At 60.1% G+C, this 23,451-nt stretch carries 16 protein-coding genes; 9 read left to right on the top strand and 7 right to left on the bottom strand.

The genetic code is table 11. From position 1 onward, the window contains the following. The first annotated feature begins 90 nt into the window (after positions 1–90). Together FJ398_05730 and FJ398_05725 are read left to right on the top strand one after the other, a co-directional pair. A complete protein-coding gene (locus FJ398_05730) occupies positions 91–1,197 on the top strand; it encodes a hypothetical protein (protein ID MBM3837449.1) in 1,107 nt (368 codons plus the stop codon). Between the two features lie 104 nt (positions 1,198–1,301). Next, positions 1,302–2,102 (top strand): DUF1559 domain-containing protein, encoded by an 801-nt coding sequence (locus FJ398_05725; GenBank protein ID MBM3837448.1) that lies wholly within the window; start codon positions 1,302–1,304, stop codon positions 2,100–2,102. 418 nt (positions 2,103–2,520) lie between these two features. Here the strand turns inward: FJ398_05725 and FJ398_05720 are convergent, their stop codons facing one another. Further along, positions 2,521–3,720, bottom strand: coding sequence for an ATP-binding protein (locus FJ398_05720; GenBank protein MBM3837447.1), 1,200 nt, complete (start codon positions 3,718–3,720; stop codon positions 2,521–2,523). Positions 3,721–3,907: 187 nt separating this feature from the next. On the opposite strand from FJ398_05720, the gene FJ398_05715 reads away from it, so the two are divergent. The 6 genes from FJ398_05715 to FJ398_05690 all read left to right on the top strand — a co-directional run bounded on the left by FJ398_05715 (position 3,908) and on the right by FJ398_05690 (position 10,398). After that, a complete protein-coding gene (locus FJ398_05715) occupies positions 3,908–5,299 on the top strand; it encodes a homoserine dehydrogenase (GenBank protein ID MBM3837446.1) in 1,392 nt (463 codons plus the stop codon). A 233-nt stretch (positions 5,300–5,532) separates the two neighbouring features. Further along, positions 5,533–6,636: a threonine synthase gene (locus FJ398_05710; GenBank protein ID MBM3837445.1), complete on the top strand. Its 1,104-nt coding sequence runs from the start codon at positions 5,533–5,535 to the stop codon at positions 6,634–6,636. Between the two features lie 164 nt (positions 6,637–6,800). Then, positions 6,801–8,021, top strand: coding sequence for an aspartate kinase (locus FJ398_05705; protein MBM3837444.1), 1,221 nt, complete (start codon positions 6,801–6,803; stop codon positions 8,019–8,021). A 56-nt stretch (positions 8,022–8,077) separates the two neighbouring features. Continuing rightward, positions 8,078–8,614, top strand: coding sequence for a hypothetical protein (locus FJ398_05700; GenBank protein ID MBM3837443.1), 537 nt, complete (start codon positions 8,078–8,080; stop codon positions 8,612–8,614). A gap of 22 nt (positions 8,615–8,636) precedes the next feature. Continuing rightward, complete coding sequence (locus tag FJ398_05695; GenBank protein MBM3837442.1) at positions 8,637–9,710, top strand: UPF0365 family protein; 1,074 nt, start codon at positions 8,637–8,639, stop codon at positions 9,708–9,710. A 76-nt stretch (positions 9,711–9,786) separates the two neighbouring features. Next, positions 9,787–10,398 carry a hypothetical protein gene (locus FJ398_05690; protein ID MBM3837441.1) on the top strand — a complete coding sequence of 204 codons (612 nt, stop codon included), beginning with the start codon at positions 9,787–9,789 and terminating at the stop codon, positions 10,396–10,398. A 122-nt stretch (positions 10,399–10,520) separates the two neighbouring features. Here FJ398_05690 and FJ398_05685 read toward each other — a convergent pair whose 3' ends face one another. The 5 genes from FJ398_05685 to FJ398_05665 all read right to left on the bottom strand — a co-directional run bounded on the left by FJ398_05685 (position 10,521) and on the right by FJ398_05665 (position 13,752). Continuing rightward, a complete protein-coding gene (locus tag FJ398_05685; GenBank protein ID MBM3837440.1) occupies positions 10,521–11,132 on the bottom strand; it encodes a YceI family protein in 612 nt (203 codons plus the stop codon). A gap of 206 nt (positions 11,133–11,338) precedes the next feature. Then, on the bottom strand, positions 11,339–12,091 hold the full coding sequence (locus tag FJ398_05680) for a DUF1080 domain-containing protein (protein ID MBM3837439.1): 753 nt from the start codon (positions 12,089–12,091) through the stop codon (positions 11,339–11,341). Positions 12,092–12,137: 46 nt separating this feature from the next. Next, the gene (locus FJ398_05675; protein ID MBM3837438.1) at positions 12,138–12,878 is read right to left on the bottom strand and encodes a hypothetical protein; all 741 of its coding nucleotides are present in this window, start codon (positions 12,876–12,878) and stop codon (positions 12,138–12,140) included. Further along, complete coding sequence (locus tag FJ398_05670) at positions 12,862–13,248, bottom strand: bleomycin resistance family protein (protein MBM3837437.1); 387 nt, start codon at positions 13,246–13,248, stop codon at positions 12,862–12,864. The genes FJ398_05675 and FJ398_05670 overlap by 17 nt, the downstream gene beginning before the upstream one ends. A gap of 72 nt (positions 13,249–13,320) precedes the next feature. Beyond that, positions 13,321–13,752 (bottom strand): rhodanese-like domain-containing protein, encoded by a 432-nt coding sequence (locus FJ398_05665; protein ID MBM3837436.1) that lies wholly within the window; start codon positions 13,750–13,752, stop codon positions 13,321–13,323. Here FJ398_05665 and FJ398_05660 point away from each other — a divergent pair. Continuing rightward, the gene (locus FJ398_05660; protein ID MBM3837435.1) at positions 13,507–14,175 is read left to right on the top strand and encodes a PAS domain-containing protein; all 669 of its coding nucleotides are present in this window, start codon (positions 13,507–13,509) and stop codon (positions 14,173–14,175) included. The two genes, FJ398_05665 and FJ398_05660, sit on opposite strands and share 246 nt — an antisense overlap. A gap of 972 nt (positions 14,176–15,147) precedes the next feature. Here FJ398_05660 and FJ398_05655 read toward each other — a convergent pair. Next, entirely contained in the window at positions 15,148–23,130 is a 7,983-nt protein-coding gene (locus tag FJ398_05655; protein MBM3837434.1) for a hypothetical protein, read from the bottom strand. Between the last annotated feature and the right edge of the window lie 321 nt (positions 23,131–23,451).

Genomic DNA, 23,451 nt, shown 5'->3' with positions numbered 1-23,451 from the left:
GCTGGAGCGTGCGACGCTATCAGCAGCAATTTGCCCGGCGAAACGGTGGCCCCGAACGCCTCCACGCCTTGGTCTTCGCCAAAGAACCGAATGCTTGGAGGTTACCAGCATGAAAAGACGTGCCGTGGCCGAACGCTTGTTTCCGGCAGCAAAGACGGGACGATCCGCTTTTGGACGGCTGGACCAGGGCGTCCGAGCCCAGAACGAATGATACCGCAGACGGGCATTCCACTCGGCTTTTCGCCGGATAGCCGGCGCCTAATGATCGAAACCACGGACAACGCAATCCGGATCTGGGACATCGTTGATCAAAAGGAAGTCGAGACGATCCAACTGCCTGACACGGCATTACGCGTCCGGTTTGATGGGAACACTGCCATCAACGGGAAAACGATTTCCGAAGATGGGCGGCGTTTGGCCGTTAGGCTGACGAACAGTGCGGTTCATATCTGGGACCTGGAGACGCGGCAAACGAATATCCTGCCAGAACATGAACAGGTGCGGCGAGCGGGCTCCTTCGCTCGGACTCGACTGGCCTTTTCTCGTGATGGCCGGGTTCTGGCCGCCGGAGATTACTGGCCAGATCTCGGTGGCAGAGCCTCAGTCGGAATTGTGCGCATGTGGGATTTGCCCTCCTTGCGAGCGGGAGAGTTTTCTATTGCTACCCGCATATGGGATCCAGGTTTGCCTCCCGCCTTGGCCCTCTCTCCGACAGGCAACCTTCTGGCCACCGGGTCAACTGACAACGGGACCCGGCTTTGGGACCTGAACGCGCAGCGGGAATTACTGGTATTGTCTGGTCCGCGCGGCGACGCGCTCAGCTTGGCGTTTTCACCGGACGGAAAGTTATTGGCCGGGGGCTTCCGTGATCACACGGTGTGGCTTTGGGAAGTTCCCTCGGGCAGGAGGCGGGCTCTACTGAAAGGCCGGCGAGCCGTGGTGAACTGGGTCGCATTCTCGCCCGACAGCAAAACCCTTGTCAGCGGAGGGTCCGACGATTTGGTCGAACTTTGGAACATCGCTGCTGCACGATCCGTTCTTACACTCAAAGCGCCTTTGGGTCTGTTTTCCCCCGATGGCAACTCATTTCTCCTGGCTCAGTCCTACAACCTCCTTGAGAACCCGCTCATCAAACTCCTGCGCCCGGATTCGCTGGCCCAAATCGACAGCGAAATCGCGGGAGGGGAAAAGCACTGACACGCCGTCGCGGAGCGAAGAGTCGATGCAAGTTTTCCTGAAACTCCCGCGGAATTTTTCTTCATCTCCCTGGCAAGAGCGAATCCAACCGTTCGCTCCGCGCCATGAAGTTGCTGAAAGATCCATCCCTTGGGTTCACCTTGCTCGAACTGCTGATGGTGATGTCAATCGTGATGGTTCTGGCTTCGGTGCTGATTCCAGCGGTCGTGGCAGCGCGGGAGTCGGCGCGTCTGGCCAGGTGCTTTGCGAACGAGAGGCAACTTTCCCTGGCCTGGACGATGTATTCGGACGATACCGGCCGGATCGCAGGCAATGGGATGGTTCGTGGAGGCGGGGATGCGGCCAATCCGATGTGGGTTCAAGGCTACCTCAATCACCACATCAGCTTTCCAGACGGCACAAATGCTACTCTTCTAAACGATGCCCGCTTCGCTCAGTTCTCGGCCTATCTCAAGGACACGCGAATCTACAAGTGTCCCTCGGATCGAAGCGAGTTTGTCGACGCGAACAGCGGCATTCGATTCTCCAAACTCCGAAGTTACGCCATGAATTGTTACATGGGCTGGATCAACGGCTCGGGCTGGAATCCGAAGGGGCCAGTTTTTCACAAGGATTCGTCCATTGCGTCGCCTTCACAAAAACTCGTGTTCATGGACTTGCATCCCGAGAGCGTCTGCTGGCCGTTTTTGGGGGTTGAGACCAATGACGTGTTTTTCAATTATCCAGCGATTCATCATCGCGGAGCCGCCAGTGTCTCGTTTGCCAACGGTCACGTCTCCGCCAGGCCGAGCGCGGACTCAAGAACAGCCGGCTATCCGGAAGGCCGCGCCTGGCATGACCACCGCCAGGTTTCTCCTGGCAATGCCTACCTGGCCTGGCTCCGGACGCATTCACGACCAGATTGATTGAAACCGCCGTGAACCCTTTGGCCGTCGCAAAGGGCGTGGCAATGCTTCGAGTTTTCGGTGTCAGGCGCCCGGAGTTGGATCCCGAACGATCAATAGGTTGAAGTAATCGCGGTAGTAACCCAAACGCGAGCCAAGAGACGTTGGGCGCACGCCGTATCGGTCAAGAAAGGGCCAGCCAAGTCCACGCCGGAGCACGGCATTCATGCCGCTTCAACTGACGAAAGGTCGTGGCTCCAGACCGCTATCCTTGGTCCGTAGCCAATCCGGACTCGAAGCGGCGTGAACGCCGCGCTCCCCATCCCAACGGAATCGTTCCGGACGCACGAACGCTGGTTCTTTGCCTGGACACGAGTTTCACGGATTCACGCGAATTCAAAGAAGAGGAACCCATTCGCGATGATTCGCGCAATTCGTGTCACTCATTCCTTTCGCGTCTTGGACGCTTGGAAAGCGCAGCGTTCGCCAGGTCGCCCAACTCCTCCACGCGCGCCCGCAACGCGGCGATGCCCACCGCGTCCGCCCAGGCGTTCAACGGATAAGATTGCCGGCCCGGATGCACAATGAAGGCGCGTTTCAGTTTCAGGTCGCGGCGTGCCACTTCGAGCGACTTCGTCACCGCGGGCGCGTCGGCGTATTTGAACTCGAAGCCGTAGCGCTGGCCGTTCAGGAACACGAACAGATCGAGTTCCGCTCCGCCTTGCGTGTTCCAGAAATAGGCTTCGCGATCGTCGGTCACGCGCAGCACTTCCTCCAGCGCGAACCCTTCCCACGAAGCGCCAAGTTTCGGGTGCGCCTCCAGCGCGGCGAACGACGCGATGCCCAGCAGTTCGTGCAAGAGTCCGCTGTCGCGCAAATAAACTTTGGGTGATTTCACCTGGCGCTTGCCCAGATTCTCGAACCACGGAGGCAACTGGCGCATGACGAGCGCGCCGCAGAGAATGTCGAGATGACGCTTGACCGTCGTGTGTGCCTCGCCGAGGGAGCGCCCGATTTCCGAAGCGTTCCAGATCTGTCCATGATAATGGGCCACCATGTTCCAGAAGCGACGCAGCGCCAGAGGCGCCACCTGCACGCCAAGGCGCCGCAAGTCGCGTTCGAGAAAGGTCTGGATGAAATCCGCGCGCCACTGACGGCTCTCGGCGTCGGTCTCGGCCAGAAACGAGCGCGGAAAACCGCCCCTCCACCAGAGGCGGCGCAAATCCTTTGTTCCGGCTTCCGACAAATCAAATCCCGCCATCGGGATCAGCGCGACACGGCCCGCTAGCGATTCGGAAACGCCACGAACCAGGTCCGGCGACGCGCTGCCCACGACCAGAAATCGCGCCGGCAATGAGGATCGATCGGCCAGGACGCGCAACACTTTGAAAAGTTCCGGCCGCAACTGCGCTTCGTCCAGAACCACCCAGCTCCGCAACGGTTCCAGTGCGGTCATGGGTTGAGTAAGCCGGTCGAAATCAGCCGGAGCTTCAAGGTCGAAATATTCGGCCTGGTGTGCATCGGCAAATTGGCGCGCCAGTGTGGTCTTGCCACACTGGCGCGGGCCAAGTAGCAACACGACTGGATTAGCCCGAAAGCGATCTTCAATGCGGGCCAGCAGTTCGCCGCGGTGAATCATTCCCATCGTGCATGCATTTTGAGCATCGGATGCTCAAAATGCATGGAGGCGTTGGCTGAGCCAACCGGGTAAAGGCTTGCGCCAAAAAATAGACTTTGTCGCTGCCATGGCCCTGCCTTTGACGCTCAACGGGAGGCGCAAAAAGGAATTGTCGGAGGCAGTGAATCCCGGCACTCTCTCCGCTCCTATGCAGCAGGTCAATGTGGGCCTTATTGGCGGCGGGACGGTCGGCGGCGGCGTGTTTCGCGCTCTCCAGCGCAACGCGCCGCTCATGGCGTCCCGTCTCGGCGCCCGCATCAGCGTCGCGAAAATCGCGGTCCGCGATCCCAAAAAAGCTCGCGCCATCCCATTCCCCGCTTCGCTGCTGACCTCCAGGTGGGAAGAAATCGTCCGCGATCCGCGCGTCAATCTCGTTGTCGAATTGATCGGCGGGACGACGACGGCGCGAACGATCATTCTTCGAGCATTGGCTGCGGGCAAATCCGTCGTCACGGCTAACAAAGCCTTGCTTTCCGCGCACGGCGAAGAATTGTTCGTGGCCTCTCAGCAATACGGCGCGAACCTTTACTACGAAGCCAGCGTCGGCGGCGGAATCCCGATCATCAAGGTCGTCCGCGAAGCGCTCATCGGCAATCGGATCACCGGCATTTACGGCATCGTCAATGGCACGTGCAATTACATATTGACGCGGATGAAGCACGAGGGCGCGGATTTTGCCGACGTGCTGGCGGACGCTCAACGCCTGGGTTACGCCGAGGCGGAGCCGTCCCTGGACATCGATGGCCACGATGCGTTGCACAAGGTTGGCATTTTGGCCTCGCTGGCTCATGGGTTTTGGGTCAACCCGAAACAAATCCACGTCGAAGGCATCCGGTCGATTTCGCGGCTCGACATTCAATTTGCCGGCCAGCTTGGCTATACGATCAAGCTGCTCGGCGTGGTGAAACTCATTGACCGCCTGCCTTCGGCGAAGGAACAGCCGCCCCGGTTGAAGTCACGGAAATCGCCAATCGCCAATCGCCAGTCGCCGATGCCGCATTGCCCCCCTCCCCGTGTGCAGGTCTCGGTGTATCCTGCGCTGGTGCCGAACGCGCAGGTCCTGGCCAGCGTGAACCATGTGTTCAACGCCATTTTTGTCCGCGGCGATGTGGTTGGCGACACGCTGTATTATGGGCGCGGCGCCGGCCCGGACGCAACGGCGAGCGCCGTGTTGAGCGATCTGGCGGACGCCGCGCTGGATTTGAAGTGCGGCAGCCAGAGCCGGATTCCGCCGTTTGTTCCGCACGAATGCGCCGGCGCCGTGCTGAACATGGGCGAAGTCGTTTCCAGGTATTACGTGCGTCTGAGCGTGATTGACAAACCGGGGACGCTCGCCAAAATCGCCGCCATTTTGGGCCGGAGCAAGATCGGCATCTCCTCGGTCATTCAACCCGAAGGCCACGAAGGAGAGAGCGTGCCGTTGATCCTGATGATTCATGACGCGCCGAATGCCGCGATGGCGCGGGCGCTCACAGCCATCAGCCGGCTGAACGTGATCAAAGCCGCGCCGACGATGATTCGCGTGGAAAGTTTTGAATAATTGAGAACCTCACCATTGAAATCGACCGCCAGGAATGTAGGGCAGGCTTCCAGCCTGCCAGATCGGGAGGCACCCTGCCTCTCGAATGTAAGGACAAACCTGCCAGTGGCGGATTCGCTCGGTGAACGTGGGGCGAGCGAACCGCCATCGACGCACAGCTCGGCAGGAGCCTCGCTCCACCCGCGCTTACCGAGCGATCACCCAGCGGTTTCATCACTCACCCTTCGTTCCCGATGAAGCACGGTCCGCCAGACAAAGGAGGAGAAGCCGCTCGCGCCTTTGTGTGGAAAGGTGTCATTCATCATTACGCGCGGTATTTGCCCGTCTCCAAGTCCACCCCCGTCGTCACGCTCCAGGAGGGAAATACCCCGTTGATCCGCGTTTCGAACTTTGTCGAGGCTTGCGGCGGCATGTTCGAGCTGTGGCTGAAGTGCGAGGCGATGAACCCGACCTGCTCCTTCAAGGACCGGGGCATGACCGTGGCGGTGTCGAAAGCGGTTGAGAAGGGCGCCAAAGTGGTCATTTGCGCGAGCACCGGCAATACTTCGGCGTCGGCTGCCGCTTACGCGGCGCGGGCCCAAATCCGCTGCGTCGTGCTCTTGCCGCACGGAAAGATCGCGTTGGGCAAATTGGCGCAAGCGTTGATGTACGGCGCCACGACCGTGGCGATCGATGGAAATTTCGATGAAGCCCTCCGCATCGTCCGCGAACTCGGTGAAACCGGCCTCGTGGAAGTCGTCAACAGCGTGAATCCCGTGCGCATCGCAGGCCAGAAGACGGCCGCGTTCGAAATCTGCGACCACCTGGGCCGCGCGCCCGACTTTCATTTTCTGCCGGTGGGCAACGCCGGCAACATCACCGCTTACTGGAAAGGGTACACCGAATACTTCTCGGATCAGAAGATAACCGGCCTCCCCCGGATGTTCGGTTACCAGGCCAGCGGCGCCGCGCCGATTGTCGAAGGCCGCCCTATTGAGAAGCCCGAAACTGTCGCCTCGGCGATCCGCATCGGCAATCCCGCCAGTTGGGAAGGCGCCGCGAAAGCATTGAAGGAATCGAATGGGCACATCGACAAGGTGACGGACGCGGAAATCCTGGCGGCTTACCAGTTGCTCGCGCGCACGGAAGGATTGTTCGTCGAACCCGCTTCAGCCGCGGCGCTGGCCGGCTTGATTCAATGCGCGAAAAAGAACTTGATTCCGAAAGGCAGCGTCGTCGCGGCGACGATGACGGGCCACGGTCTGAAAGACCCGGACAATGCGATCAAAACCGCCGGCGTGGAACCCGTCGTTGTGGAAGCCAAGCGAGAAGCGGTGCTGAAAGTGATTGGAGTGTGATGAGATCGACGGCGGCCACGATAGAAGTGACTGTGGAGTGGGCGAGACTCCTGCCGAGCCGGCCATTGCCACTCGATCATGGCTCCGCGGGAGCGTCGCCTCACCGGCTGAGGCTCTGCTTCAGGGTTGCCCCACCGAAGAGAATTTGTAATTGAGTTTAGGCCATGTCTCTCATTGTCCAAAAATACGGCGGCACATCCGTCGCCAATACCGAGCGGATCAAGAACGTCGCCGCTCGCGTCGCTCAATACCGCCAGCGAGGAGACCAGATCGTCGTCGTCGTCTCCGCCATGAGCGGAGTCACCGATAACCTCATCAAACTCGCGAAGGACATCATGCCTTTGCCGAGCGAACGCGAGATGGACGTGCTCCTGGCGACTGGAGAACAGACGACGATCGCGCTGACCGCGATGGCCCTGCACGCGATCGGCGTCGAGGCGATTTCTCTGACGGGGGCGCAGGCGGGAATTGTCACGGACGGCGTTCATACCAAGGCAAAAATCCAGAACATCACTCCGAAACAAGTCCATGCCTTGCTGGCCGCGGGGAAGGTTGTCATCGTGGCGGGCTTCCAGGGCCAGACGCCCGAAGGCCAGATCACCACGCTGGGACGTGGGGGATCGGATTTGACGGCCATCGCGCTGGCGGCGGCGCTCAAGGCGGATCTCTGCCAGATTTACACGGACGTCGATGGCGTTTACACGGCGGATCCGCGCATCGTGCCCGGCGCCCGCAAGCTCAGCGAGATTGCTTACGACGAAATGCTGGAACTGGCGAGCCTGGGCGCGAAAGTGATGCAGTCGCGCTCCGTCGAGTTCGCGAAGAAATTCGGAGTCGTCTTTGAAGTCCGCTCCAGTCTCAATGATAATCCAGGAACCCTCGTGAAAGAAGAAACCGCAAGCATGGAGGACGTCGTCATTCGCGGCGTGTCGCTCGACAAGAATCAAGCCAAAGTGACGTTGGTGGGCGTCCCGGACCGGCCCGGCGTGGCCGCGCGCATTTTCAAGGCCCTCGCGGACGCGGCCATGAACGTCGATATGATCGTGCAAAACGTCAGCCACGGTTCGGGAACGCCGGCGACGGACATTTCGTTCACTGTGGACAAGCCGGACCTGCTCAAGGCGACCAGAGTGATCGAGGCACTGAAGCCCGAGATGGGATTTCGCGAAGCCTTGTCCGACGAGAAGATCGGCAAGCTTTCCATCGTGGGCGTCGGCATGCGCAGCCATTCCGGGGTCGCCGCCAAGATGTTTGAAACCCTCGCGCACGAAGGCATCAACATCGACATGATTTCCACGAGCGAAATCAAGATCTCCGTCGTGATCGACCTGGCCAAAGGCGAAAAAGCGATGAAAGCCGTGCACGCGGCGTTCCTGGAGAAGTGAAGTCATAAACAGCCAATTGCGCTTGCGCCGTCCGCCCTTGCCTTCATAATCGAGGCATGGACACGGTGATCAACGGGCGCATTTTGGGCACCTCAATGCTGCTTGCCAATGCCGCGGGAGATCTCTCGGGCTGGGTTGTCGGAGCCTTGATTCTCGCGGGCGCGGCGCTGTTGCTCCTCGAGACGGTTTTGCCCGGCTTGATCGCGGGCGTCATGGGCCTCATCTGCCTGCTGGCCGGGGTCATCGTCGGCTATGCGAAATTCGGCGCACCCACCGGCAACCTGATTCTGCTGGGCGTCGCCACCGGCCTGGTGGTCGGCACGTTGGCGTGGATGAAGTATTTTCCAAACAGCCGCCTCGCGAAGGTATTTGTTTCGGAGCAAACGGTCGGCGAACTAGGCGTCGAGAAACCCGAACTATTGAATCAGACGGGCGCGGCCCACACGAATCTCCGCCCGTCCGGGACCGCCGTCATCAACGGCCGCCGGGTCGATGTGGTCACCGAAGGCAACATGATCGACCGCGGCACGCCCATTCGGGTTGTGGCCGTGGAAGGCTTGAAAGTCGTCGTCCGGGCTATTGAAAATTCCTGAAAACCCTTAACCCAAACCAACCATGGAAAAATCATTCTCCTTCTTCGCGCAGGGACTGTTCAACGGAGTCAGCGGGTGGACGCTGCTGTTCTTTGGCCTGATCGCGGTCGTCGGGCTGGTGATCGCCATTGTGGTCATCAACTTCTTCAGCGTCTGGATTCGGGCCTTGTTCTCGGGCGCGCGAGTGAGCTTCACGGAACTGATTGCGCTGCGGCTGCGAAATGTCCCGGTCGGCATGATCGTCGATAACCGCATCACGGCCGTGAAGGCAGGCCTGGATGTGACGATCGATGATCTCTCGACGCATTATCTGGCGGGCGGCAATCCGAAAATGGTGGTGGATGCCCTGATCGCCGCGCGCAAAGCCAGCATTCATCTTGTCTTCGACCGCGCCTGTGCCATTGACCTGGCCACGAAAGGCACCGGCAAAACCGTCCTCGAAGCCGTGCAAACTTCCGTCAACCCGAAGGTGATCGATTGCCCGAATCCGTCTTCAGGCAAAACTTCAATCGATGGCGTCGCCAAGGACGGCATTGTCATCAAGGCCAAGGCGCGCGTCACCGTGCGCACGAATCTGGACCGCTTCGTCGGCGGCGCAACGGAGGAAACGATTATCGCGCGCGTCGGTGAAGGCATCGTCTCGACCATCGGTTCGGCTGACACGTTCAAGGTCGTTCTGGAGAACCCCGACCGCATTTCCAAAACAGTTTTGGACAAAGCGCTCGACAGCAACACGGCGTTCGAAATTTTGTCCATTGACATTGCCGACGTGGACGTAGGCGAAAACGTGGGCGCCAAACTCCAGGCCGAACAAGCCGAAGCGAACAAGCTCATCGCTCAAGCCCAGGCCGAAGTGCGGCGCGCCGCCGCTGTGGCGCTCGAACAGGAAATGCTCGCGCGCGTCCAGGAAATGCGCGCCCGCGTGGTCGAAGCCGAAGCGCAGGTGCCGCTGGCCATGGCGGAAGCGTTTCGCCAGGGCAACCTTGGCATCATGGATTACTACCGAATCAAGAACGTCCAGGCCGACACCAACATGCGCGACAGCATTGCCGGCGGCGGCGCATCCCCTGCCCCGGTAAAACCGTCCGGAAGCTGATCTTATTGCGGATTGCAGATTGCAGACTACGTTCGCTGATAACTGGCAACTGGCAACCGACAACTGACAACTGACGATGGACTCACTGCTCGGCACCCTGGTGATCCTCTTGATCATGGCGGCTTCAAGCTGGCTGCAGCGCAAGGCGGAAGAGCAGCAGCAACGGAAGCCGCCGGCCCGTCCGCCCATGCGTCCGCCCGTTGGCCCGCCACCCCCACGTGGGGCTGCGCCGCAAGCGCAAACTCCGCCAAAGCCGGTTCAGAAAATAGACTGGCAAGAAGAATTGCGCCGGTTGTTGCAAGGGGACGTTCCTCCCGCGGAACCGCCGCCAGTGATCGTTCGCGAAGCGCAGCCTCCCGCGCCGCCGCCTGTTGTGAGCACGCCAAAGCTGGTTCCGCGTCCCGCCGTTTTGGCGGAAGTGACAGAAGAGGGACCCCAGAGCAGCCGGCTCACGGAAGCCAGCGCGGCTTACAAGAAGGCGCAACAACTGCATGATGCCGCTGCCATCCGGCTGCAACGTTTCTCCGATCATTCCCGGCATGACCATTCGGGAAAAATCCCCATCCAAAGCAAGGTTCGATCACCGGAGATTGCCGCCGCGAGATTGCTCCTCCGAAACCCGTCCTCCGTGCGGCAAGCCTTCATATCCTCGATTGTCTTCAATCCGCCAAAGGGCTTGGAGAATTAGCCCGGCCGCTGCCGGAGTTCTAAGTTCAAGGTTTCAAAGTTCAAAGCTGCGTCGGCGCGTTGAAAACTTCGGCTCGACGCCCCGCTCTACTGACAACTGATAACTGACAACTGGCCACTGAACTATCGCGGCGCCGCGCCGGCCAGGCTCAATTCGAGGACGATTTCGTCCGCCACCTTCTCTTCGTTCCGGCCCGGTTGAATGCCGAAATCACGCCGGCGCACCGAGAAGTTCGACCTCAAGACCAAGAGATCCCCATCCATGCCAGGCGTCCGCTCGCGCAACCGCCCTTTCAAGTAGGTCATCTTGACGGGCACGGTGATTTCTTTGGTGACGCCTTTGATCGTCATCTTGCCCGTCACATCGGCGGTCGTGACGTTTCCTTCGGCTTTGACGTTTTTCGCGCTGACGGCCTCGAAACTAATTTCGGGAAACTTCGCGGCGCTCATCCATTGATCGCCGTGAAGATGTTCCTTCTGCATCGGATTCCCCAAATGCATCGACGCGGTCTGCACGATGATTTTGCCTTTCACCGCGCCGGGATGATCCGGATCAAAGGTGACTTTGCCGGAGATGCCCGTCGCCGTGCCGTTGATGGCCTCCAGGGGCGCATCCAGTTTGAAGACGATATTGTTCACGCCTTTGGAGTCTTTGAAGTCGAACTCAATCGGCGCCGCGGAAAGCGTGGCTGCAAAGCAAATAGTGGAAGTCAGGATCAAAGCATTTCGTTTCATGATTCGAGAACGGTTTTCGGCATATATGACGCCGGAGCAGCCTCACGGTTTCAAAAAGATTGAACCGTTGTCTTCATTTAACAGGAGGAAACGGAGGGAACAGAGAAGAGCTCTCCGTTGCCTCTGTAATCTCCTGTTAGAAAACCAAGGAATCCAAGGATCTTCAAGGTTGGTAGGGAGCGAAAGTCCATGAGAACATCTCTAACCTATTTCGTGGACGGGATCGCTTTCACCCGGATGTTCCGGTAGCGCACGAACTGGCTCGTGTAATTCCCGCCGCCGTGAACCTGAAGCGCGATGCCGCCTTTGTCCGGATGGCGCAGCTCCTTCTCCTGCCACTCCATGATTTTCACGCCGTTGATCCAGGTCGTAATGTGTGGCGGATTGCCCACGATGCGGGCGCGCAACTCGTTCCACTGGCCATGACGCCAGAAATGCGGCCATGATTCGGGCAGCACGGCCAGAGGGAGCGGCGAATCCGTGACTGCTGCGATTTTCTCCGGCGTGTCCACAAAGCTGTAGTTGCGCACGCTGGGTTTTCCGCCCAGGCCCTCGCCGTAAATGCCCATGACATTTCCCTTCGCGTGGTAGTCAATCATCGCCTGCCACGCCTTGCCGTCCTCGGTGCTGCGGAGGAACAGCCCGCTGTCCGGCCCGAAGTCGTTGTTCATTTCCAGCGCGACCTCGAAGTCGCCGTATGGCTCGTCGGTGATCACGATGCCGCCGTTGGCGGGGATATCCTGGCTGCCGACGATGGCGCCGTTCTCCACCACCCAGCGGCCACCCGATTGATTCTTGCTCACGCGGCTGTGACCGGTCTTGGCGCTGACGTGCCAACCTTTGAGGGTCTTGCCGTCGAAGATGGAGACAAAGCCGTCGTCCTTCGATTGTGCCCAAACGCAAAGGGCGGAGACGATGGCGGAGGTCGAGAAGATCGTTGCGAGATTTCGGGTTTTCATAGGCAAGATTTAGTTCAACCAAATTGGTACTTGGTACCATTCAACACTAATTCACACTGATCAACGGTTCGCTGCAGCGCCCTGGCAAGGCTAGAGCCTTTCGACATTTTGGTTTCAATGTTAGGGTGCGACGCTTGTCCCATGTCCAGAGTGCTCGATCAATTGTCCGAAGATCAAGCGAATGGTGAAGCGCCAGTCCTCTGATCCGGTTAGCGATGCGGATGTAAAGGCGAATGTCGTCATAGGACTTCGGCGCAGTTTCGCCTAGGGCAGTCACCACTCGATAGTCCAAGATGGGGAATCTCTCAGGACGCATCCAGTGGAGAATAGCGGAAGCAGTGCGCAACGCGACTCCATGTAACTGTACCAGCGCCTTAATCGACGCGGCATCATTGGAGGCTTGAAAGGCGGCAGCGGTCGCTGTGCGGATGTCGGTCTCAGTATTCAACTCATAGTTCCGTGTATTCCGAACCGACTTCCACCGCGCGACGCGAACGAAGAGATCCTTTGTCAGATGGCCGCGACTGCGAGCCTCCCGAAAGGCATTTTCAAAGGCATGCTCCGCTTTAGCATCACTGTCAGCAATTAAAGTCCAGTAGTCGTCCGCAAGCGCCACGATCTTGTTACGATCATTAAGAACCGCAAGGGCTGCGCGGCTTAATGTCATCGTTGCTTGCATAGTTTCTGCCAACGACCCAAGCTCACGACGCGGGCAGCCAGTCGCGCTCGAATTGGACTGACGTCGCCCGCCCGCTTTCGGTGCACCGCCGTTAGCCATTTTCTTCAAGCGGCAAATTTCGCTTCGACTCCGTGCCGAGCCACAACACATTACCATCGGGATCTGCGAACATCATCTCATACGCCCAGGAACAATTCCGCGGCTCTTGGAGAACCTTGACGCCACGCGCCCTGAACTTCTCGAACAGGGTGTCGCTCTCCAAGCCGATCCACACCCAAACCGGCGCCGACTTATCGCGCCTGTGCTTCTGACGAAGCATGATCGAGCTTCCATCGCGCGAAACGGAGCAAAGCGCGCCGCCGCGCCAGTCGAGCTTGAACTCCAACTTCTCGGTGTAGAAGCGAATGCTTCGGGCGAGACTGCCCACCGGCAGAACCGGAATCGTGCACTCCACCTGACGACGCGCGCGCTTTTTCATTTTGGCTAACAGTGGAGATTACTGAAAACCAGTGGCTGCTCACTGGGTCTTCCCAAGCCAGTCCATCCCGTCTTACTTTTCCACCGCCTTGCCCGCCTTCTCCCACGCCTTGAACCCCGGCTCGAGGTTGACCAGATGCTTGAACCTGAGATCGCCCATCTTCGCGCAAGCCTTGCTGCTGCGGACGCCGCCGGCGCAGTGAACGAGGTACGTCTTGTCCTTGGCCAGCGCGGCGATTTTCTTTTCAAAGTCCGGGGCATTGAAGTCAATGTTCACCGCGCCTTTGATGTGGCCCGCCGCGAATTCTTTCGGCGTGCGCACGTCCAGCACGACATTCTTCTTGTCCGCGGCAAGTTTCTCGAATTCATCGACACCGACATTTTTGTAAGCCTTATCAACGGCTGTGGCGGCCGTTGGAGAGGTTTTGGTTTGGGCATCCTGGGCGGCCGCCGCCAGGCCAGACGCCAGCATCGCTGCGGCGGCGATCGGAATGAACATTCTCATGGGATAATTCTGGGATTTGATGGTTCGATTGTTCCTGGTTTCTTGATTGGGAGTTATTCATGCCCGATTTTCTCTGTCTTCGACAAGCAAATTGAACCTGCGATAACCCCTCTGCAACGCCATGAAGCGCTGGTACGCGCTCTGGCGGAAATCGTTTACGAGGGATGCCCCTCAACCGGCGAATGGCATTGGGACGGCGATTTCACGCGTCTGCTCAAATACTCCGCCGAGGAAATGGGATGCGATCCGGAAAGCTGGCGAAGCCGCGTGCATCCGGACGACCTTGAGTTTCAGAAACCTTACAAGCTGGAGGACCTGGCCCGTGTCGTCCGCGCATGTTTGGACGCCAGGCCTGTCGTTGAGGCTCCGGAACGCGCAGGCGGTAGAAACGCGGCGAACTGGTGGGATGGGCTGGCTCGGTGACCGTTACGAGCGCGCCGCTTGCGGTCACGTTGGTGAGGGTTGTCCAATTGACGCGCGGCGGATCCCCGACGTTTGGACTCCACTGCAATTCGTATTTCTTCCCCGCTTCCGCGTTCCAACTGAATTGCACGCGGCCGTCCGCCAGGATCACCGGAACCTGCAGCCTCGGCGCCGGAGAGGGCCCGGGACCGCCGGCTTCCGGCACGATTCGAAAGAGCCGATGCGGGTTGGGCAAGTCCAGGCAGTAGGACGAAGTTGAGCTGGAGGCCGTGACCCAGGACAACGGGATCCAAGACGATGCTGCATTGGGAGCAGCTTTGACGGAGGCCGCGAAGCTCCCCTGCACGGCGCCTTCATCAATGAGATTCCGCGTCCAGACGCCTTCGGGGCTCCTTTGCCAGAAGCTCACGATACTGGCGCCGGCCGTGGGGGGACCGTTCAGGAGCAAGCCGGCTTCCTCTCCCGGATCAACCCCGGTGATGACGAGGCTCCAGGTCAGCGCATTGGGCACCGGAACTCCCAGCTCCGTTGCATCGACGATGACATAGCCGCTCGGGCTGGTGTCGAGCGTGAATTCGCCGCTGCGAAACACCATCGTTCCCGGCGTGTCGTCCGGGCCGTCATTCAAGCGGAAGAACAATTCCGCTTTCTCGTTCGCGTTGGCGTTCGGACTCAGAAAATAATCGAAACGAAAATCGGTCAGAAGACGCTCGGTCCCGGCGAGTGTGACGTCGTCTCCAAACTCGATTCCGTTGCCTGGGAAAAACGATCGGACGGAGCTGCTGCTAACCGTGTTGTCGTACACCACCCGGGAAACACCGGAAGTGGCTCCTTCGACGCGATACTTCAGGCCCGCTTGTGAATCCCAGTTGAGGCAAACGTTCGTGCTCGAATATCGGACCCGCGGATCGATCACGCCGCCCTGCGACGAAAGCGCGGCGGAACGCGGGGCGGTCTGTGAGGAGAGCCGGCTCAGCGAAACCCGTCCCGCAAGGCGACCCGGAAGAATTGGTAGGCAGTCGGCAACGCCACACAGTGCTCGGTGTTCGTCGTTGTGGCCGTGATGACGGGCGAGACCCGGCTCCAGGCGGCGTCCTGGACGTTGGTCTTGGCTTCCACGGCGTAGTTTGTCCCGGCGACAGAATTCCAGCTCAGGCAAATGCTGTTCGTCTTCGCCACAGCTTTCACAGCAACGGGCTGGCTGGGCGTCGGTGCGGGCGGCGGTTGAGGCGCCGCTCCGACCACTTCAACGCGGAAGAAACGGTACGGTGTCGGCAACGTCACGCAATACCGGCTATTCGTGCTCGCCGCCGTGATCACAGAAGAAAGCCGGGCCCAGGCCGTGTCCTCGACGTTCGTCTTGGCCTCGATCACGTAATTCGTGCCCGCCACGGAATTCCAGTTCAAACAAAGGTTGGTCGCAGTGGCGACTGCCTTCAAGGCCACTGGCTCGCCCGGCGGCGAGGGCGGCGGGGGTTGAGGCGGCGTCCCGCCTACCACTTCAACGCGGAAGAATTGGTAGGAAGTCGGCAGCGTCACGCAATACTGGCTGTTGGTGCTCGCTGCCGTAATCTCCGCGGAAAGCCGCGCCCAGGCGGTGTCCGCGACGTTCGACTTGGCTTCGACGACGTACTTCGTGCCCGGCACCGAATTCCAGTTCAGGCAAAGGTTGGTGGTCGTCGCTACAGCTTTCACGGCCACCGGCTCGCTCGGCGGCGGCGGGGGCGGTTGAGGCGGCGCGCCGCCCACAACTTCGACGCGGAAGAAGCGGTACGGTGTGGGCAGCGTCACGCAGTATTCGCTGTTGGCGCTCGCCGCGGTGATCACGGAAGAGAGCCGCGCCCAGGCCGTGTCCTCCAGGTTCGTCTTTGCTTCGATCACGTAATTGGTTCCGACGGCGGAATTCCAACCCAGACAGAGATTGTTCGTCCCAACGGCTAGTTTCAACCGGACCTCTTGAGCCGGGGGTGGCGGTGGCGGCGGCGCCGGCTCGGTCACAATCACAATTCGCACAAACCGATACGGCGTGGGCAGCGGCACGCAATACTCCGTGTTCGTACTGGCGGCCGCGATGACCGAAGAGATGCGGCTCCACACTTGATCTTCGAGGTTGGTTTTGGCTTCCACGACGTAGTTCGTGCCCACCGCCGAGTTCCATCGCACGCAAAGGTTGGTTTCGCTGGCGTCGGCCCCGACAATGATGCGCTGGGCCGGCGGCGGCGGCGGCGGGGCCGCGCCCACGACGGTGATCTGGAAGAACCGATACGGCGTCGGCCGATCCAGACAGAATTCGCTGTTCGTGCTCGAAGCCGTCAGCACCGACGAAATCCGATCCCAGATCCGGTCTTCGACATTCGTCCGGGCCTCGACGACATAATTCGTCCCGATCGAAGACGTCCATCTCAGGCAAAGATTCGTGGGGTTCAGCACGAGCACGGGCGTGACAAACTGCACGGGCGGCGGCGGCGGCGGGGCCACACCCACCACTTCAACGCGGAAGAATCGATAAGGTGTCGGCAAGTCGAGGCAATATTCCGCAAGCTGGCCGGCCGTGGTGATCAAAGGCGAGACGCGAGCCCAGGTCGCGTCGTCCACGCTGGATTTGGCCTGGACGTAATAGTTGCTCAACACCATCGACGGCCAGCGCACGCAAAGGTTCGATTGCCCCACCAGGAGCAACGGCGTGATATACTGGCCCACGGGCGGCGGCGGCGGCAGCGGTGTGGTGGGCGTTTCCATGATGCGGAAGAAACGGAACGGTCCGGGGAAACTCATGCAGTACGTGACGCTCTCGCCGGTGCCCGTGCTTTGCGGCGCGGCGTCAATCCAGGCCGGATCATCGACCGCGGCCTTTCCTTGCACGTTGTAGAAATACCCAAACACCGTGTCCCAGGTCAGGCAGAGTTCTCCAGGCCGGAATGTCAGGTCCGGAATGATGAATCGAATTCCGGGCCGCTCGATCTCGATCAACTCGTCCCCTTGAATGGTGAAACGGAAATTCGTGGGGAGCCTGTTCACGACCAGAACGTACCAATCTCCGCGCAGCGTGGGCTGCTGAGAGTTGGTGGTAATCGTGGGGGCCGCGCTGAAATTCGTGCCCGACGTGTTGCTGCTCAGGAAACTCACCGGGGTGGGGAGGGAGTTGAAGCTGGCGAAGATATCCGCGTTCGCATTGAGGTTCGTCACCACGAATCTCACGCCGGGGACCGGATTCGTAATGGTGAAGCGGAAGTAATTCGTAAATTCCGGGCAGTACTGGATCGTGAAATCCAGCGGCACACTATTGGTGAGCGCCACGACATTGGTTCCCGTGATTTTCGCTCCCGCCACCGTTAGCTCGGTCGCCGTGATCGTGTAGAGAACCGTGTTGGTCGATTTCTGATAGACCCCGATGTACCACTCATCCCCCGGCAACATCGGCACAGGCGCGGAATTCGTGCTGATGGTGATCACTTCGTTGGTTCGGTTGCCGGGCAAGTCGATGGAGTAATCGAAATGGGTCAGGTCGGGCAAAGGCGGCAGCGGCCCTTTCTTGATCACCATGCCGAGGTCGCCGTTCCTGGGCTTCAATTCGAATTCCACCTGCCCGGCGTTGCAGGACGGAGTGAAGACGTAGTAATTGAACAGATTCGTCAGCGGCGGAATGCTGTTCGTGTAGGGCACGCTGTTGGTCAGCGGGATGATGCGGCGCGGGCCGTGGCACTCATCGCGGTCCAGATTCAGGACCAGGGAATAATTGTTCGTCTCTTCCTGCTTCAGGTTGTGAACCGCGAGAAAAAACCGCTTGCCCGGCTGCAATGGCACCGGGTGCGCCGGATCGGCGCGCAAGGCGAATGTGCCCGTGCCCAGAGTCGCGTCCGCAGCGACGCTGTTCGTGGTCGGCGAATAATCGTCGCGGAGCAGATCGCCCGTGGGCAAGCCGCTGCGGTCAGCCAGGAGAACGATCTTGTTCGTCGGGCCGGTCAACGTGGCAAACGCTTCTTTCGTGGTGTCGCAAAGGTCCACAATGAAATAATTCGTCTGATTGTTGGTCAGAACGGCGCTGTACGCGACGTCGTTGGTCAGCACGATGGCCCGCGGCCGGGGTTCGCCATATTTGAGGAGCAATTCCCAACTCAAAAGGCCGGTCGGCAGACTGGCCCCAGGTCCCCGGCGCGTGTCGAGGATTTCCAACTTCCATTCCCCGATCGTGCGTTCGCCGTTCAGAATGCTCAAGGCTTCCTCCGGCATCACGAAAGTGTTCGTGGTCGCCACGACGTCGAAGAGTTGGACGTCGTCCACGAGCGGCCCCGCGCTGGTCAGCGAAGCCATCTCAATGACGGTGAGAGGACTTGTGGCGCGGAAGACGATGTCGGTCGAAACCCATCCGAAGCCCTGGACGGGCACGAATTTGTTGGCCGACCGCACGTCCGCAGGCGGGCCGTAATAGACCTGCAAGCCGTGAGCGACACCCGGGCGAATCGCGGCGGGGTTCCGGTTGTATTTGAAGCTCAGCAAATATTGCGATCCGGGCGAGGTGGGGACGGTTCTGAGGATGCCGGCGGGACTTCGCGTCGTGTCCAGCTCGAGGAAGTTCGTTCCCGATGCCGAAGGCACCCCTGGAAGTGTGGCCAGCGTCGCGTGGACTTGCACGCGGCCTTGCGTGACGGTCCAACCGGAGACCACGGCGTTGGAGCTGTATGCGCCCAGAGTGGCGTTCTCGAATCCGTCGGAGAACAACGGGACGTCAAGGCCTCCGCCGACGGCATTGGTGTAGGGCGCGGTGGCGAATTTGATCGGGAGCAGATCTTTGAAGCGGTTCGTGGCCTCGGTGAAAATCGCGAAACTGATGTTCGTGTCGTATCCCGATCCGTAGCCTTGCGGGCTGAAGCCGCCGCGGTTCTCCGTCAGCAGAATGCGCGCGCCTTGCGGACTGACCAGGTGCAAGACCAGGTCCTGGGGCCGCGGATGGTTGACGCGAACTCCGACCTGGACATCGGTGACTTGTTTGTCCGCCAACACGTCAAACGTGGCGGAGGTGCGTCCGTCATCGATTGTCGTGAGAATGTTGGTGGAGGTCAAAGTCAGCGACGTGTCCGCCGTGAGGCCCAGTTCAGCCAGAGACACAATGTGGAACTTCACCGCCGCCGAGAGGCTCGGATTGTACACGCAGATCACGTAACGTCCGGCCAGCAACGGCGCGGGTTCGTCCTTGATTCCCAATCGGAGTTCGCCGCCGGGCGGATTGATGGTGATGGTCTTGTCGAAATCATTCGTGTCCGGGACTTTTTCCCGCCGGATCATGAGTTCGACCGGGCCGGTCAATTGCGAGAGCCGCACCACGAGATTCGTCGCTTCCGGAGGCACATCGTGGAAGAAGCACGTGCGGTCGTTCGGTAAAACCTGGCCGTCCAGACCCGCCGCGCCCGCCGCGCCGAGATTGCCGCCGAAGAGCGGGCGAATCCGGATCGTCAGCGACGCCACGCGTCCGGTGTGCGTCGGCGCATTATCCACCATATTGAGCATCCAGACGCCGGTGCTGTATCGTCCGGCGAAATTCTCCAGACTGCCCGGCCCGTCGGTTCGCTGAGTGAACGGCAAAGGCGCGAACCGGCTGTCGTCATAGACGAAAATGTTGGTCCCGGAGACCCGGCCCGGGATCAGCGTGTGATTGTTCAAAACCGCCGAAGTCCCTTCGTGGCTGAGAATGCCGATCAGGTCACCCAAATCTTCATGAGCCAGCACGCTCGTCACCACCACTCGCTCGGCCACAACGGGCGTGATTCCAATCGCGAACATTTGCACGCCGCCGGGACTGCTGGCCACGCCGTCCGGAATGATCGCGGGAACCGGGAAAGCCTGGAGCACGGGGCTGCCGTTGTCCAACGTTTCGAAGGGCTGGTCGCTGGAGTACGCAATCAGCCCGTACTCGGCCGCTTGTTGGTCCTCGGATTTGACTCCGATATAAAAGACATCTCCGAGCGCGGCGTTGGTGAACGTGATGTATTCCGTGCCGCCGCGCGTGGTGGATTTCCAGGCGGAATCCATCGCGAGCTGATTCAGGTTCGTCAGGCCCGCATCCTTGGAAACGTACAGATCAATGTCCGCTTCGAGATTCCTGGGGCGCCCCAGATCTGGAGGCAAAAAAGTGATGAACGCGACGTTGGTGCCATTGGTAATCGTCAACGGGCTGTTCGTCATGAACGAGTTTGTGAACACGTAAAAATTCCATTGCTCCGGCACGCCATTCCGGTTCGTCGAAAGCGTGGGTTGCGCGCCGGCATGGCGATTGAGCAACGGCACCCCGTTGGTCATGACGGTCGGCGCAGGCGGGATGGCGGGCGCGTTGGTGGTAATGGGCGTGATCGTGAAGGCGTTCGTCAGGCTCAGATCGCCAGTCGAAACCACCAGCGCGAAATCCTGCACGATATCCAGGTTCGTCGTGGTGACCGACGTGTAATCCGAAACCGCCGCGACGTTGACGCGGTGGCCCACGACGCTGACGACGAAATTGGAGCCGAACGGTTCGCGGATGAACACGTTCTCCACGTTGTTCACCATGTCCGTGACCGGAGGCGTATCCGGTTCGCTCGGTTGCGTGAAGTCGCTCGCGACCGGGATGTTGTTTCCGTAATAGACCTGCCGCGTGACGGTATTGGAGACGACAAGGTTCAGGTCGTTGACCAGTTTGATCGCGGCGTTGGGATTGCCGGGCGGATCGGTCCAGACCAGCGTCACGCGCAACGGCACTTGCTGCGCGCTTTCGGTAAGATTGACGTTCCACGATTTGGTCTGGCCGGTGGCGACGGCATTGGTCGGGTGTTGATCGAAAAATCGGATGGGCCAACTGGCTTCAGGCTGGGACAGCATCAGCGCGGGCAGCGTATTCGAGATGTTGACCAATCCCCAGCCCTGGTAGTTGATCGAGCTTTTCGGGTAGCTGTCGTAAAGCGGTCCCGCGGAACGCGCGCCGTGAATCAGCAACGCTTTCATCAACGCCGGGCTGTTCGTGCGCCGCAGACTCTGCGACCCGAACGTAGGGGGTCCCAACTGGGTGACCGGGAGCCGCGACTCAAAAAACTCCTGGATGAGCGCGAGCATCCCTGAAACCACGGGCGCGGCCATGCTCGTGCCGGATTCGTAGCGGTAATAGCGGCCCAGCTTGGGATGAAGTTGCTGCAATACCTGCGCCTCGGCCGCATTGGTGCCCGGTTCGTAAGCCCAATCCTTGGAGCGCAGCGAAACGATGAAACCACCGGGGGCCACGACGTCCGGTTTGAACCGCCCGAAATCGCCTTCCGCTCCTATCTCGATGTTCCCCCGGCTCGAAAAGGCGGCGACCTGATCGTCGCTATCGCTCGAGAGCGCGAATGGTTCATTCGTGCTCAATGTCAGGTCCATGTTCGTCACGACCGCCTGATTGGTGATCCTGCGAAAACTCTCCAGAGCGCCGACCGAGATGACGTTCTTGGCGGTCGCGGGAGAGGGTACGCTGCTGGAAAGACCGCCCAGGCCGTCGTCTTCGCCCTCGCCGGTGTTGCCCGCGGAAACGACATAAAGCGTGGATTGGGCATTCGTTACGCCGGGCAACGCGTCGCGCGTCGCGGCGTCAAAGCGAGCCGCGGAAGAGTCGTATTCGTTCGCGCCATTGTAATTCCAACTGTTGTTCGAGATGAGCGTGCTGCGGCGCCGGAAGGAAAACAGGTTCGTCGCCGCGGCTCGCTCGTGTAAATAGGTGTCCGAGACGGCGGGATTCACGGCCGGACCGAACACGATCGGCATGGTGAAAATTCGGGCGCGAGGCGCGACGCCGCGGAAGTTCGAGTTCGTAACCGAACCGTGCGGCAATTCCGGGATGGACGCGGACTGCGTTCCGTTGCCCGCGATGATTCCGGCCACGTGCGTGCCATGGCCAACGGTATCCGTCAGCAGCCGCTGCTCTGAAACGGTCACGCGGCCTTGCAGATCCGGATGCGAGGCATCGGTCCCGGAGTCGTTGATGTTGACGACGATGTTGCTTCCAGTCAGTCCGAGATAATTGACGGCGGTGGTGGTGTTGGTCGCCAGCCCGATCCTCACCCGCATCTTGTCGTTCATGAGCTGGCGGTCGTGGCAAAGCTCGATGCCCTGAACCGATGGAAGCTGCGCCAGCGCGGGCAAACTGCGGGGTTCCGGGCGAATCACAAGCTGGGGACCGAACGGCGACGGCTCCTCCGCAATCAACTCTGCCCCGAGCGCTTGCACGGCCCGCACTGCTGACTCGCGCTCTCCCGGGAAGAGAGTCAGCCGCAACCAGCGAGCTTCGGGCACCGGCTCTTGCTCGACGGCGAGAACGAGCAGCTTGTTTTCAAGTTTATAGTATGGTTCGTACGGCAGAACGGACCTGACCCCGGCCCAGGTTTTCAACCGCCGGGCGCCTTCCGGCGAGACACGCACCAAGTAACTGTTGTTCGGGATGTAAGAGATGATCGACGCGTTAGCTTCACGCAACCGTGCGCGAAATTCATCACGGATCGGCCCGCGCGCCTGGACCAGATAACTCCCCGGATCCCCGGACGACTTCAGATGCGCGGGAATCGGAAGCGCGGCCGACTGCGTCGTGTCAATCCAGGCATTGCGGAGCAGGATGGCCGTGTCAGAACGGGCCAGTTCCTGCGCGGATTTCGGAGTGTTGCTCACCCGATACGCGGCGCGCCCGCTTTGCATGGCGGGTCGTCGCTCGGATGCGGTGCGGACCGTCTGGGCTGGCGTGGCAGCGATTTGCGCGGCCAGAGCGCTGTCGAGCCGCGTCAGAAGCGGGAAGTTGTAGCCGGAGGCGGATTGAGAAAGCGAGGAGGCCTGGCGTTGCTGATTGGTCTGCGGCGGAGGCTGGATCGATTTCCGGGCCTGGTAATCGTTGCCATAAAGCCAAAAAAACAGCGCCGCCGCCAGCAGCAACAGGCTTAACAAGAACCACGTTCGACTTTCCAGGCGCATAGTGAAATGCTCGTCACGTCTCTATCCCGCAAGACCCAGGACAAGGCTTTTTCTTAGGATGCGCGTTCCACGCGAACAATGGCAAAGAAAAAACTGAGAAAGACTCGGAATGGAGAGCCGGATTCCGCTCCTTCACCCTGCCCTCCCCACGAACGCCCCCCTCTCCCGTCCTGCGGACCCCCTCTCCCCCTCCGAGGAAGAGAGGGGGAGGCTCAGGGGGACAATGCGCGACGTCCTGCTGCGGAGAGTTCTCTCCCGGGTATTTGTTCAGCGTAGCGCAGATTCGTAATCTGCCGTATCGCGGAATTGCATTCCGCAGGG

Source organism: Verrucomicrobiota bacterium (genome assembly GCA_016871535.1).
GTDB lineage: Bacteria > Verrucomicrobiota > Verrucomicrobiia > Limisphaerales > SIBE01 > VHCZ01.
This window is presented reverse-complemented; position numbering and strand designations above follow the sequence as displayed.